Consider the following 14485-nt stretch of genomic DNA (forward strand, 5'->3'; position numbering starts at 1 on the left):
GGGCACAAGGGCGCTGCGGGGAGGTAGAGCGATGGCGGGACGGGGCCCGTGGACGGACGACGACCACGGCGTGCACACCGCCTCCACCGGCACACCCCGGGACGCGCCACCCGGCGACACCCACCCCGCCGCCCCCCTCGTCCTCCTCCGCGACCTCGCCGGCCGCCCGCGCGGCACCGGCTTCGTCGCCGACCACCTCGGCACGGTCGTCACCAGCCACGAGGCCGTGGACGGCCTGCCCGGCCTCACCCTGCACGGCGCCGGCGGCCGTGTCTGCGCCGTGACCGCCGCGGCGGTCACCCCGCTCCCGGAGCTGGACCTCGCCCTGGTCCGCACCGAGGGCCTCGGCACGGACCCGCTCCCGGTGACCGTCCGGGAACCCGTCGGCACCGGGACGTACGTCCGGCTGGCCGCGGGCTGCTGGCGCGAGGCACGCGTGCTGGGCGCGACGCAGGTGACGTACCCGGCCGGGGACCGCGTCCACCGGATCGACGGCGCCCTGGAACTGGCCATCGGCACGGCGGGCCGGGACGCGCTGCGGCTCGGCGGAGGCGCGAGCGGGGGACCGGTGCTGGACGCGGGGACGGGGGCGGTCGTCGCGGTCCTGGGCACCGCCCTGCGCTCCGGCGACCGCGAGGCCGGCTTCGCCGTACCCCTGCGCCCCGCCGCCCCCGGCCCGCTGGCCGACCTGCTCGCCCGCAACGCGGCCACCGTGCCCGCGTACGGCGCCGACCTCAATCTCGCGGGCGTCCTGGAGCTCACCGCCACCTCGGTGGCCTCCGACGGTCCGCCCGGTGCCTTCTCCGGTCACCCGGGCGGCCCCCGCGGCACCACCGTGGCCACCGTCGAACGCGCCGCGACGGCACGGGAGTTCGCCGCCTTCGCCACCGGCCCGGCGGCCGTCCTCGGGCTCGTCGGAGCACCGGGCAGCGGCCGTACGACGGAACTCGCGGCCCTCGCCGCCCGCCGCACCGGGGGCCCGGAACCCGCCCCCACCCTGTGGCTGCGCGGCGCCGACCTCAAGGAGGACGACGACTCGCTCGCCGACGCGGCCCGCAGGGCACTGACCCGCGCCGCCCGTATCGTGGCCGCCTCCCACGCGGGACACCCGACGGCCCCGGCGCCGGACCCGTCGGGGGTGTCCGCCGGCACCGAACCCGCCGACCTCGGCGACATCCGCCCCGACCGCCTGGCCCGCCTCGCCCACGCCGCCGGACGCCCGCTGCTCCTGCTGCTCGACGGCCCCGAGGAGATGCCGCCCGTCCTCGCCCACCGGCTCGCCGACTGGACCGAGGGCACCGCGCAGTGGCTGCGGCGCACGGGCGCCCGCCTGATGGTGGCCTGCCGGGCCGAGTACTGGGAGCGGGCCGGGACCCGGTTCCCGCCCGAGATGCTGCACGACGGCACGGACCCCCGGGAGGAGACGGCCGGGGCGCTCCCGCCCTGCGTCCCGCTCGGCGACCTCACCCCGGACGAGGCCCGCGCCGCCCGCGCCCGGTACGCCGTCCCCGGCACCGCGCTCACCGGCCCCGACGCCCGGCACCCGCTCACGATCCGGCTCCTCTCCGAGGTCCGCGCCGCCCTGCCCGACCCCCCGCCCGCCCACCCCGTCGACCGCGACGAGGTCCTCTCCGCCTACCTCGACCTGATGTGCCTGCGCGTCGCCGTCCGCCTGGCCGCCGAGAACGGCCTGCGCGGCACCGCCGTACGCCGGCTCGCGGCGAAGGTCTCCGGCCAGGTCCACGAGGCCGCCCGGCGCAGCCTCGGGCCGGGCCAGGGCGAGCTGGACCGGGCGTCCTTCGAGGCCGTGTTCCCCTGGGGACCGGCACCCGCCCGGCTCGGCGGCGGCACCGGCTGGGCCTCCGCCGTCCTCACCGAGGGCCTGCTGGTGCCCGCCGACGGCGGCTACCGCTTCGCCCACGAGGAACTCGCCGACTGGATCCAGGGCGTCCACCTCGACCTCGACGAGGCCCTGCGCGCCCTCGTCCACCGCCGCCGCACCCCCGAGGGCGGCCATCCGCTCCCCGTCCCGCACCACCGCATCGGCCCCGTCGTCCAGGCCCTGCTCCTCCTCGGCCGCCAGCAGGGCACGAGGCAACTCCGCGCCCGCCTGGAGGAGTTGCTGCGCGCGCTGGGCGCCGAGGGCGCGTCCTGGTGGGCCGCCCGACTGCTCGCCGAGACCCTGCTGCGCGTCCCGGACGCCACCCCGTACACCGGAGTCCTCCGCCAGCTCGCCGACCGGGTCGTGGCGGGGGGCGAGGCGCCGGACAGGGGCGCGGCGGGAGGCGAACAGGCGGGCCGGGGCGCGGCGGGAGGCGAGGAGGCGGGCCGGGGCGCGGCGAGGGGCGAGCAGCCGCGGCGGGGCGCGGCGGGAGGCGAGGAGGCGGGCCGGGGCGCGGCGAGGGGCGAGCAGCCGCGGCGGGGTGGCGCCGGGGACGGACGGACGGGCCGGTGCCCCGAGTTCGGACCCGGGTTCTGGACGCGGCTCGCCCTGCCGCCCGAACTGCGCCTGGACCTGCTGCGCCGGCTCGTCCTCGCCGACGCCGCCCCGGAGCGCGTCGGCGCCCCTCGGTACCTCGACGCCGTCGCCCGTCTCCTCGCCGACGACTCCACCGCCGTACAGCCGTGTCTCACGCGCTGGTTCGACGACGAGCGGCCGCTGCCCGCGACCCCGCACGCCACCGTGGCGACGGCCGCGCAGGCGCTGCTGCACACGCACCGGCACCGGTCGCCGGACGACCTCACCGAGATCCTCGTCGGCTGCGGGCACCACCGGGCCGACGAACTGCTCACCGTGCTCGCGGAGGACGAGCCGTCCGCGCTCTGCCGGGCCGTCGACCGCTGGGCCCACGACGAGCGGCCCGCCCGCCGGACCGCGGCGCTGACCTACGCCCGGCGCACCGCCGCGCACACGACCACCGACGCCGACCGGGGCCTGCTGCGCCACGCGGCGCTCGCCCTGCTCGCCCGCCCCGACGACACCACCCTGCACGGCGGCGCGCTCGCCCTCCTCGTCCGCGACCCCGAGACCCGCGACCGCCATCTGCCCCGGGCGCTGGAGCGCTTCGCGGCGGGCGATCCACAGCTTCCGCCGAGCGCCCTGCTGACCGCGCTCGGCACCCATCCCGAGCCGGTCCTGGACGCCGTCCGGGCCCGCCTGGACAGCCCCGGTGCGAGCGGCACCCTGCGGGCCCTCGCCGACGCGACCCCGCCCTCGCTCGCCCACCGGGTCGCCGCCGTCGTACGGGAGGCGGTACGGCGGCGGCCGGACACCGCCGGGGACGTCGCCGCCTACGTCGACCACCGCCTGGACCAGGGGCCGGCCGCCCGGGCCGTACTCTTCCCCCTGGTCACCGGCCTGCTGGAGACCGGCGGCCCCGAGCAGGTGCGGGCCGCGCTGGCCGGTGTCCTGCTCGCCCCCGGCACCCCCGACTCCCGTCCGCTGCGGCGTGAGCTGCTGGAGTTCCTGCTGGCCCACGAGCACTCACCGGCCGTTCTGGACGCCGTCCTGCACGCGGCCCCGCAGCGCGGCGGCGAGGAGCTGCGCACCCTCGTCCACCGCACCGGCCTGCTCCTGGCCCGCACCCCGGACGGCGCGACCCGCTTCGACCGGGGCCTGGTCGAGCTGGCCCGCCACCTCCCGGGTTTCGCCGCGCGGGCGACGGGCTGGTTCGCCGACGCCCCGGGGGACTGGGCGGTCCTGGTCGGTCCGGGTGCGCGGCGCACCCTGGAAGACCTGGCGGGGGTGCGGGTACCCGCCTGACCGGAGCCGCCGGCGCACGTGGATCGAGTCACACCCCCATGCCGATGCGGGGAGGAAGCACCCGGCATGGCACCCTTAGACCTGCGTAAGAGCAACGGTTGATACGGACACGGGTTCGAGGAGCGGTCACAGTGCAGCGCTGGCGTGGCTTGGAGGACATCCCCGAGGACTGGGGACGCAGCGTCGTCACCATCGGCTCCTACGACGGGGTCCACCGCGGACACCAGCTGATCATCGAGCACGCCGTGGACCGCGCCCGCGAACTGGGCGTCCCCTCCGTCGTCGTCACCTTCGACCCGCACCCCAGCGAGGTCGTCCGCCCCGGCAGCCATCCGCCGCTGCTCGCCCCGCACCACCGCCGCGCCGAGCTGATGGCGGAGCTGGGCGTCGACGCGCTGCTGATCCTCCCCTTCACCACCGAGTTCTCGAAGCTGTCGCCGGCCGAGTTCGTGGTGAAGGTCCTCGTCGACAAGCTGCACGCCCGGGCCGTCGTCGAGGGCCCGAACTTCCGCTTCGGCCACAAGGCCGCGGGCAACGTCGAGTTCCTCGCCGAGCAGGGCAAGGTGTACGACTTCGAGGTCGAGGTCGTCGACCTGGTGCTGTGCGGCGAGGCGGGCGGCGGCGAGCCGTTCTCCTCGACCCTGACCCGCCGCCTGGTCGGCGAGGGCGACGTCGCGGGCGCCGCGGAGATCCTCGGCCGCCCGCACCGCGTGGAGGGCATCGTCGTGCGCGGCGCCCAGCGCGGCCGGGAGCTGGGCTTCCCCACCGCCAACGTCGAGACCCTCCCGCACACCGCGATCCCGGCCGACGGCGTCTACGCGGGCTGGCTGCACGCGGGCGGCGAGGCGATGCCGGCCGCGATCTCCGTGGGCACCAACCCGCAGTTCGACGGCACCGAGCGCACGGTGGAGGCGTACGCCATCGGCCGCGTCGGCCTCGACCTGTACGGCCTGCATGTCGCCGTCGACTTCCTCGCCTTCGTGCGCGGCCAGGCGAAGTTCGACTCGCTCGAGGGCCTGTTGGAGCAGATGGCCGAGGACGTGAAGCGCTGTCGGGAACTGGTGGCGGCCGAGTAGCCTTTCCCGCTCCGTACGGCCGAAGGGCGGCCGGTGTCGTCGGACACCGGCCGCCCTTCTTCGTGCGTCACTGCTGCGGGGGCGGAGGCGGGGGAGGGGTCTGGCCGCCGCCGTCCGGCTGGGGCGGCTGCGGGTAGCCGTAGCCCGCCGGGGGCTGGGGCGGCTGGGGGTAGCCGTAGCCCGCCGGGGGCTGGGGCGGCTGGGGGTAGCCGTAACCGGCCGGGGGCTGCGGCTGGCCGGGCTGGGGCTGACCCGGCTGCGGCGGGTACGGCTGACCGGGCGGCTGCTGGGCCTGCGGCGGGTAAGGCGGCTGACCGGGAGGACCCTGCGGGGGGTGGGGCTGCCCCGGGTGCGGCGGCTGGGCCGCGTACGGCGGCTGGGCCGCCTGGGGCGGATACGGCTGGCCGGGGAAGGGCTGGGCCGGGTACGGCTGACCGGGGTAGGGCTGCCCGGGCCCGGCCTGGCCGGGGAACCCTCCCGGCCGGCCCGGATACGGCTGCTGCTGGCCCGGGTACTGCTGGCCCGGGCCCGGGTACTGCTGGCCCGGCATCGGCGGGGCGGCGATCGGCGGCGGGTTGCCGTCGTTCGTCCACAGGCCGTGCATCTGCTGATGCCGTACGAAGTCCTCCGCGACCATCGCCGAGAGGTTGAAGTACGCCTCCCGCACCTTCGGCCGCATCATGTCGAGGTCGACCTCGGCACCGGCGGCGAGATGCTCGTCGAACGGGACGACGACCACACCGCGGCAGCGCGTCTCGAAGTGCGACACGATGTCCTCGACCTTGATCATCTTGCCGGTCTCCCGTACGCCCGAGATCACGGTGAGGGACCGGGAGACCAGCTCCGCGTACCCGTGCGCGGACAGCCAGTCCAGGGTCGTACTGGCGCTGCTCGCACCGTCGACCGACGGGGTCGAGACGATGATGAGCTGGTCGGCGAGGTCGAGCACCCCGCGCATCGCGCTGTAGAGCAGGCCGGTGCCCGAGTCGGTGAGGATGACCGGGTACTGCTTGCCGAGCACGTCGATCGCGCGCCGGTAGTCCTCGTCGTTGAAGGTCGTGGAGACGGCCGGGTCGACGTCGTTGGCGATGATCTCCAGACCGGAGGGGGCCTGGGAGGTGAACCGCCGGATGTCCATGTACGAGTTGAGGTACGGGATCGCCTGGACCAGGTCGCGGATGGTGGCCCCGGTCTCCCGCCGCACCCGCCGGCCGAGCGTACCGGCGTCCGGGTTCGCGTCGATCGCGAGGATCTTGTCCTGGCGCTCGATGGCGAGGGTGGAGCCGAGCGCGGTGGTCGTGGTCGTCTTGCCGACCCCGCCCTTGAGGCTGATGACGGCGATGCGGTAGCAGGAGAGCACCGGCGTACGGATCAGCTCCAGCTTGCGCTGCCGCTCCGCCTCCTCCTTCTTCCCGCCGAGCTTGAAACGGGAGGCCGAGGCGGTCGGACGGCCGCTCTTCGCCTTCTGCTTCTTGTTGTTGAGCAGGCGGTCCGAGGAAAGTTCCACGGCCGCGGTGTAACCCAGCGGCGCGGCACCCGGGTTGACCGGCTGCCGCTGATCGTGCTGGACGGCCTGCGGCCAGGCGGCACCGATCCGGGGGTCGACGGGCTGCGGCGGAAGCTGCGGCGGGTGCCCGGGCTGCGCGTCGGGGACGGGGGCGGGGCCGGGGGCGTGGGCGTGGGCGGGGTGCTGGGGCTCGTACGGAGGCTGCCCGGGGAAGCCCTGCGGGGCTCCCTGGGCCTCGGGCGCCGGGAGACGACCGTCGGTCTGATGGGGGATACCGGGCTGCGGCTGCGGAGCGGGCGGTGCCTGGGGGAAGCCGTAGGCGGCAGGGGTGTGGGGCACGGGGGGCTGAGGGAAGCCGTAGCCACCGGCGGTGTCGGGTGCGGGCGGTTGCGGGAACCCGTACCCGCCCGCAGTGCTGGGGGCAGGAGGCTGCGGGAAGCCGTAGCCAGGCTGCTGCAGGGCCGGAGCCGGAGCCGGCGGGGCGGGCTGCGGCGCGACCGGGGGAGCTTCGGGAGCCGGCGCGGGCGGTGCCGCCTCGGGCTGGGCCGGCGGCTGCTGCGCCACCGCAGGATCGCCCTGCGGCTGCGGCTGCGGCTGGGCAGGCCACTGGGCCGCCGACGCGGGAGCCGCAGGCTCGTACGACGGCGGCAACGGCGGCACCCCGCTCTGCGGAACGGGCGGGGGAGCCCAGGCAGGCGGAGCAGCGGGGCCGGCCTGCTGCGAGGCCTCGTCCTGCTCCTCGGCACCGTCGGATGCCTCCGAGGCCTCAGGGGCGTCGAAGGCTGCGGTGGCCTCGGTGGCCTCGGTGGCCTCGGTGGCCTCGGCGGAATCGGGAGCGTGGCCGGAGTCCTCACCGGTTGCCGCACCCTCGGCCTTGGCCTCGACCTCGGGACCGGCCCCTCCGTCGGAGCCGGCGTCATCGTCGTGCGAAGGGGCACTCTCGGAGCCGACCACTTCGGCCTCTGCCTCTGCCTCGACCTCCGCCTCTGCCTCGACCTCGCCGGAAACAGCAGTGCTGGTCTCGCCGCCTGCTTCCGCCTCCGCGTCCGCCTCCGCACCGGAGGGCGAGGCCTGGACGACGCCGTCGCCCTCCTCCACGGCCTGCTCCCCGATCTGCTGCTTGAGGGCCACGGGGGAGATCCGCATGGTGGCGCCGCTCTCCAGGTCCCCGTTCTCAGGCCCGCTCGGCTCGACGGGCGGGCCCGGAACGGCGGCCGGCACCTGCGGCTGGAACCCTCCGTCGACCGGAAGCCCGGGCACGGCGACCGGCGCCGGCGGCACGGGCGGTGGAGCGAAGGGCGCGGGAGCAGCGACAGGAGGTGCGACCGGCGGGGCATACGGCGCCGTAGCCGCACCGGGCACCCCCGGCGGCGGCGGGGGAACCTGCCCCGGCGGCAGGAACGGCGCCGGAGGCTGGAACGGAGCCAAGCCCGGAACCGGAGGCTGGAACGGAGCCGGCGCCGGAGCAGCAGAAGCCGCCCCCTGTCCCGACACCGCCCCCTGACCGGAACCCGGCCCCTGGCCCTGGCCCTGCCCCTGAACGGGCCCGGAGACAGGAGTAGCCGGTGGTCCGGGAGCGGGCGTCGGCGGCCCCGGCGGAGGAGCCGCCCCCGTGTTACCTCCGGCCCCCGCGGCCGAACCCCCGCCCGCGTTCTGCGTGTACCAGGCGGGCGGCGCGTAGTCGATGGTGAACTCGCCCGTCATCTCGATGGCGGATTCCGCGTCGGGCTGGTCATCGCCGGGTGTGGCCCAGCCCCCGCGCGTCCCGTCCCGATCGCTGCTCACAATTCCTCCTGGTGTGGTCGAGCACCCTCAAGCACGCTCCTGCCATGCCGGGGCGCGACCATTTCTCGTCGTACGCAGTGGTTTCGAGGCCGTCCGAGGTCGTCCGACGCACCGGCCCTCCCCGAGGACGCCGACACCCACCCCTCCGGGTCTCCGGCTTGGCGCCCCGTACCAGCCTAATCATCAGATGCCCCGACCCGGCAGGCCCGCCCACCCTCAGAAGGCCCGGAAGGCCCAGAAAGGCTCAGTCCATGCGCCGGGGCGTGCCCAGCAGCCCGATCTCCGCGTCCGTCGGCTGCGTCATCACGTACTGCCGGTCACGATCGGCGCACCACAGGGTGAAGCCGTCGACGAGCGTGGGCAGGGCCTCCACGTTCTCCCGGGACAGCGTCAACGCGCGGCCCACCTCCAGGGCTTCGTCGGGCGAGATCCGCTGCACACCGACCAGCCGCGCCTGTCGTATCAGCCGCGGGGCGACCGGGCTGAGGTAGGGCAGCAGGGTCAGCACGGCCTGCCAGGGGCCGGACGCCACCCGTCCGCGTGGCGGGCGCATCCCGCAGTCCCGGACCACCAGCACCGGCGTACCCGCCGAGGCGCCCTGCGGGGGTACCCGGCCGACCTCATACACCGCGAGCCCGTTCTGTCCGCCGCCCATCGCGTGCACCATCTGCGCCCAGGCCTGCGGACGCCCCGTCTCCACAGCCACCCGGGCTCCGGTCGCCGCCGCTCTGAGCGCGAGGACCTGCGCGGTCCACAGACCTCCGATGAGGACGATGTCGTACGGCGTGGGCCGGTTGAGACCGAGCACGGCAGGCCGGCCCTCGGTGTCCACACCGATGACGACACCGTCGTCCCCGATGGGCAGCGCGAGGGTGGCCACCTGCTCCGCGGACAGCACATGCCGTGCGTTGCGCGGGCCCAGCAGGCCGAAGCCGTGCGGGAGCAGGCCGCGTCCGCGTCGCGGAACGGCGGCCTGTGCCCCGTCGGACCGGCTCGGCGCACCGGGCCCGGTTGCCGGCTGCGGGGTCATGGACGTCACCGGGTTCCTCCCAGAGGCAGGGTGGCGAGCACTCCGGGCAGCTGCTCACGGTCCAGGCGGGCGAGTCCGGCCCCCGCGTGCCGGGCGGCGCCCTCCAACGCGCGTCGGGCCGAAGTCAGTTCGTCCGCACTGCGGCCGGTCACGCGCAGATGGCCGCTGAGCCCGACCGCGTTGCGCTCCCCGCGCGACAGGGTGAGGCTGAAGGTGGTGGCGAGCGCCGGCGTGGCGGTGACCAGGGCGAGGAACTGAGGCAGTGAAGGCGCTCTGGTGCCGCCCAGCTCGGGCCAGCGGCGAACCCAGTACACGGTGTGGCGTCGGTTGTCGCAGCGCCAGCTGCGGCTCGACTCCTCGGTGCGCCGCTCCTGTGCGCCGGACCGGCCGGCCTCTGCCGTCACCAGGGGGTTGGCGCAGGCCGAGGTGGCGATGGCGGAGACCAGCTCCTCCTCGTCGAGCACGTTCGCCCGGAATCCTGCGCCGGTGAGCCGACTCGCCAGGTGGTCGGCGACCCGGACGACGCACTTCTGCGCACCGATCAGCCCGCCGCCTCGCGCCTGGACCGCCTCGGGGCACAGTTCGGGGTCGAGCTTCAGGGCGATCCAGGTGATCCGTACGGCCGGAGCACCCGTCTGTTCCTGCAGGGGCGCGTAGTTGGTGACAGCGACGGACTGCCTGGGCAGGTGCAACGCGGGTGCGGGCTGCGTGTGCTGCACGATCTGCGCGGACTCCAGGCGGATTCCGTCCACTTCGAGGGCGTCCCGCACCAGGCCCAGCGGCAGCGGCTGTCTGTCGCGAGGGGCCCGCAGCGCAGTGGCGTCGGCTTCGACCTGGAGCACGACCGTGACGAACGTCCCGTCTCCGACCAGCCCGACCGGCTTGCGGTCCCGGTGGCCGTACGCGTGCGTACGCAGACTCGGGTCGCACTCCGCGGCCGGTGCCAGGCCGGGCTCGGTGCCCTCCGGCAGGATGAGCCGTGCGGCCCGCCGCTGCCGTGCCTTCAGCGCACGCGCGGTGGCGAGCCACTCCGGCAGGGAGCGACCCCGGCGGCGGACGAACGCGAGCGCCACCAACAGGGCCGCGGTCACGCCCGACGGAATCAGCGCGATCGGGTCGATCACCCAGCCGATCAGCATCACGGCACCGGCGAGCTCCAGCAGTACAAGACGTTGCAGCTGGAACGAACCACTCCGGCCGCGACGCGTTCTGAGGCGGAGCGCGTCCCCCTCCCGAACCGACGCGTCAGGAGTCGGCCGTCCCGGTGCCGGGTCTCCCTCGGGCGCCGAGAAGGCCCGTGGCTGCACCCGGCCGCGCGATCGGGCACGCATTGCGGAAGCCATCACGCCATCCCCCCGTTTTGCTCACGACTTCAGCGAAATCCGCCACCCCACAGGGCTTTTGAAGCCCACGTACCCTACCCGCTCCACAAGTCCTCCTGGATACCAGGCATAGTAGGGGGCCGGTCTGACATCGGGCGGCGGGGGACTCGGGCCCGCCGGGTGTGCTACGGGGAGACACAGGCACTCATGGCATCACGGCGGGACGAACTCAACGCCTATACGTTCGCGAAGCGGCGCACCCTGGCCGCTTTCCTCCAGCCTTCACCTTGGGGATCGGAGGAGGGCGCGCCCAAACCGTTGCGAGCCGTCGTGCCCAGCATGATCGCCGGCGCGCTGACGCTCGCGGCGTTCGGCGCCTGGGGCATGTTCCGGCCCACGGCTCCCCAGGGCTGGGACGAGCCCGGGACACGCGTGATCGTGGGCAAGCAGTCGACGACGCGGTACGTCGTGCTCAAGACCGGCAAGACGGTACGGCTGCACCCCGTCCTGAACCTTGCCTCGGCCCGGCTGCTGATGAAGGACGCCAACTACCAGGTCGTACAGGTCGCCGACTCGATCCTGGACTCCGGTGAACTGCCGCGCGGCCCGATCCTGGGCATCCCGTACGCGCCGGATCGGCTGCCGTCGGCCGACGAGGCCGGAAAGGCCAAGCGCTGGGCCGTCTGCGAACAGCCGGGCGGCAAGGGCGACACCGTGCAGGAGGCGGCCTTCGTCCTCGCGGAGCGCGACGCCGACAGGACCGAGGGATCGCAGCGGCTGTCCGGCGGCGACGTCCTGTACGTGAAGACCCGCACCGGCGAGCGTCATCTGGTCGACGCGAAGGGCACGTCGTACGCCGTCACAGGCACCGAGTCCGATGCTCTGACCACGGCACTGGTCGGCTCCCGCAAGCCGCAGTTGGTCACCAAGGAGTGGCTCGCGACCCTCCACCCGGGCGCGCCCATCAGCTTTCCCCGGCTTCCCGCGAGCGTGGGCCGGGCGGCAGGCGTGCCCGGGAACCTCTCGGCGGACGAGAACAGGGTCGGCATGGTCCTCAGGACCGAGACGGGTGAGGGCACCAGGTACTTCGTCGTGGTCCCGGGAGCGGTCGAGCCGATCACCGACTTCACCGCCTGGCTCCTCATCAACTCGCCCCAGACGGCGGCGCTCAACATGAACGGCGAGGCCCGCACCGTCGGCCTGCAGGATTTCACCGCCGACAGCGAGGCCTTCGACGGTCAGCCCGCTCGTTGGCCCTCCCAGCGGGCCGACCAGGTGAACTCTGCGGCCACCGGCTCAGGGCGGGACACCGTGTGCAGCGTCCTGCGGGACGTCGGGGACGGCAACACGACGACCCTCAGTACCTGGGCGGGCACCGCCTATCCCGCAGAGATCACGGCCGATGGCACCAGCACGTACGTCACGCCCGGAACCGGTCTGCTGTACACGCAGTCGCAGGGCACCGAGTCCGACGCGGGTTCCCTGTTCCTCGTCACCGACACTGGTCTTCGCTACGCCGTGCAGGCCAACGGCGACAGCGACAGCGGCAAGTCGGACATCGGAGCCGACGGCAGCAAGACGCCCGACGGGAGCCCCGAACCCAGCGAGGCCCAGGTCAAGCTCGGCTATGAGAACGTCCGGCCCGCGAGAGTGCCTCTCGTCTGGTCGGAGTTCCTGGCGAAGGGGCCGCGTCTGGACACCAACAGCGCCCGTCAGCCGCAGGGTTCGTGACCCGGCCTGGCGCTCCCGCAGACCCTCTGACCCTCTGACCCACGGACAAGGACAGGAGCGACGTACCGGTGTCGCCTTCGAAGACGGCCCTGTGGGCCGCCGCCACGGTGCTGACCACGCTGGCCGTCCGCCCCCCTGCCATGCCCGCGATCTCTTCGCCGCAGGATTCGTCCGCGCGCACACGGCTCGACGGCAGCGGCACCTGTACCTTCCCCGCTGAGCCGATCAAGGGCCGCCCGTGGTCGCTCCAGCGGGTCCTGCTGGACCAGCTCTGGCAGGGCACCGACAAGGGCAAGGGCGTCCGGGTGGCGGTCATCGACACGGGCGTGGACGACGAGAATCCCCAGCTCACCTCGGCGGTCGACAAAGCGGCCGGTCGTGACTACCTCACCGAGGGCAAGGGTGCCGACCCCACGAACGACGAGGTCGGTCATGGCACCAAGGTGGCCGGCATCATCGCGGCCAGACCCGACGACGGCACCGGTTTCGTGGGCCTCGCACCGAACGCGACGATCATCCCGATCCGGCAGAACGACGCGGACAACAGCGGGGACTCCGACACGATGGCCGCCGCCATCACCCATGCCGTCGACAGGGGCGCCGACGTCATCAACATCTCCCAGGACACGACGAAACCCCTGTCGGCCACCTCCGCGCTGGCCGAGGCGGTGCGCAAGGCCGTCGCCGAGAAGGTCGTGATCGTCGCGTCGGCCGGCAACGACGGCCTGGACGGCGAGGCGAAGGACACCTACCCGGCGGCCTTCCCGGGTGTTCTCGCCGTCGCCTCCTCGGACCGCAACAACGAGCGTGCCTCCTTCTCCCAGTCGGGCACCTTCGTGGGCGTGGCCGCTCCCGGCGTCGACATCGTCTCCACGGTTCCCGGCGGCGGCCAGTGCACGGACAACGGCACCAGTTTCTCGGCACCGTTCGTCGCGGGAGTGGCGGCCCTGCTGAAGGAGAAGCATCGCGACTGGACCACGGCCCAGATCGTCACCCGGATCGAGCAGACGGCCGAACGCTCCGTCAACGGCCACGACGACTACGTGGGCTGGGGCGTGGTGGACCCGGTGCGTGCCGTCCAGGAGTCCGACGTGGCCGATCCCGCGTCCTCGCCGACGCCCGACCCGGGGCCGGCCAAGGCGCAGGCTCCGGACGTTGCCGCCTTCTCCCTCGCGGAGACACCCCAGGAGCGCGACGAGCGGTACGCCACCTACGCCCTCGGCGTCACCGTCACCCTCATCGCGGTCATCGCCGGCACCGCCGTCGCGGCACGGGACCTGCGGCGTCGACGCGGGAAGGGCGCCCCGGTGTGACCTTCCGAGAGAACTCCCCTCAGATTCCTTTGCAGTTGGAAGCACCCAGGCGAGTGACTAGAGTGTCCGTGCGTATCACCTGAGTGATATGTACGGGGGCGGTGCGACGCTGCGACCGCGCGGCGCGCGGCAGTTGCAGCATCTTGCCCGCCAGGAGGGCCTGGATATCCATCCATGGCGACCGGGCACGGTGGCGAGACGCCATCGTCGCATCAGGAGGAGGGCAGGACACCATGAGCGTCAATTTCAGCGACGCGGAGCTCACGGACCTTGCTGACAAGATCCGCGAGTTCCACCACAACGTCAGCGACCGCGTGACGTCCCTCAACAGGGTCGTGGACATGATCCAGGGGGGCTGGAAGGGCGCGGCCGGCAAGGAGTTCGACTCCGTTCAGCAAAGCGTGAACCAGCACCTGAAGAAGCTTCAGGACAACCTGGTCGACCTCGAGGAAGTCATGCGGATGAGCGTCAAGGGCTTCACCGCCCAGGAGCAGGAGCGCATCTCCGACATCCGCAAGGTCGACAACTCGTACGAGGTCAAGAGCCGCATCACCGACCTCGCCTGAGTCGCAGCGCACACGCCACTGAGGAGGACCCTGAACATGAGCGACGCCGGACGCACCGCAGTAAATTACGACACCGTCACCCAGGCAGCGAGCGACGTCCGCAAGACGGCCGGCGACTTGGCCGAGGGACTGGAGACCCTGATGAGCAGGGTCCGCGCCGTCGCCGAGACCTGGGAGGGCGAGGCCAAGACCGCCTACGGCACGATCCAGCGCTCCAGCGCGGAGGAGATGGACCAGATGACCCAGAAGCTGGCCCGTATCGCCAAGCTCCTGGACGAGTCGGTCATCGGCTATTCCGACACGGACCACGGCAACGCGGCACGCTTCCGGATGCTGATGGGCTGAGCCGCAGCTCGTGACGCGGAGACGGGGAGACGGTGTCGACACCGCCT

The 14485-nt window shown here is 73.9% G+C and carries 9 protein-coding genes; 6 read left to right on the plus strand and 3 right to left on the minus strand.

Annotated elements, in window-relative coordinates; translation table 11 throughout:
* Positions 1–31 precede the first annotated feature (31 nt).
* Positions 32–3763, plus strand: coding sequence for a S1 family peptidase (locus AQJ64_RS46535; protein WP_059203120.1), 3732 nt, complete (start codon positions 32–34; stop codon positions 3761–3763).
* A 131-nt stretch (positions 3764–3894) separates the two neighbouring features.
* A complete protein-coding gene (locus AQJ64_RS28870; RefSeq protein ID WP_059203121.1) occupies positions 3895–4839 on the plus strand; it encodes a bifunctional riboflavin kinase/FAD synthetase in 945 nt (314 codons plus the stop codon).
* 67 nt (positions 4840–4906) lie between these two features.
* On the opposite strand, the gene AQJ64_RS28875 is transcribed toward AQJ64_RS28870, so the two are convergent.
* The 3 genes from AQJ64_RS28875 to eccE all read right to left on the minus strand — a co-directional run bounded on the left by AQJ64_RS28875 (position 4907) and on the right by eccE (position 10504).
* Positions 4907–8131, minus strand: coding sequence for an SCO5717 family growth-regulating ATPase (locus AQJ64_RS28875; RefSeq protein ID WP_079062000.1), 3225 nt, complete (start codon positions 8129–8131; stop codon positions 4907–4909).
* Between the two features lie 244 nt (positions 8132–8375).
* Positions 8376–9161 carry a hypothetical protein gene (locus AQJ64_RS28880; protein ID WP_162252522.1) on the minus strand — a complete coding sequence of 262 codons (786 nt, stop codon included), beginning with the start codon at positions 9159–9161 and terminating at the stop codon, positions 8376–8378.
* Between the two features lie 5 nt (positions 9162–9166).
* A complete protein-coding gene (gene eccE / locus AQJ64_RS28885; protein WP_079062001.1) occupies positions 9167–10504 on the minus strand; it encodes a type VII secretion protein EccE in 1338 nt (445 codons plus the stop codon).
* 186 nt (positions 10505–10690) lie between these two features.
* On the opposite strand from eccE, the gene eccB reads away from it, so the two are divergent.
* From eccB to AQJ64_RS28905, 4 genes are all read left to right on the plus strand, one after another.
* Positions 10691–12214, plus strand: coding sequence for a type VII secretion protein EccB (gene eccB, locus AQJ64_RS28890; protein WP_055635785.1), 1524 nt, complete (start codon positions 10691–10693; stop codon positions 12212–12214).
* Positions 12215–12282: 68 nt separating this feature from the next.
* Positions 12283–13527: a type VII secretion-associated serine protease mycosin gene (gene mycP, locus AQJ64_RS28895; RefSeq protein ID WP_055635786.1), complete on the plus strand. Its 1245-nt coding sequence runs from the start codon at positions 12283–12285 to the stop codon at positions 13525–13527.
* 233 nt (positions 13528–13760) lie between these two features.
* Positions 13761–14093 (plus strand): WXG100 family type VII secretion target, encoded by a 333-nt coding sequence (locus AQJ64_RS28900; protein WP_055635787.1) that lies wholly within the window; start codon positions 13761–13763, stop codon positions 14091–14093.
* Between the two features lie 36 nt (positions 14094–14129).
* Complete coding sequence (locus AQJ64_RS28905) at positions 14130–14438, plus strand: WXG100 family type VII secretion target (RefSeq protein WP_055635788.1); 309 nt, start codon at positions 14130–14132, stop codon at positions 14436–14438.
* The last annotated feature ends 47 nt before the right edge of the window (positions 14439–14485 follow it).

This window comes from Streptomyces griseoruber, from assembly GCF_001514205.1.
In the GTDB taxonomy this organism is placed as follows: domain Bacteria; phylum Actinomycetota; class Actinomycetes; order Streptomycetales; family Streptomycetaceae; genus Streptomyces; species Streptomyces griseoruber.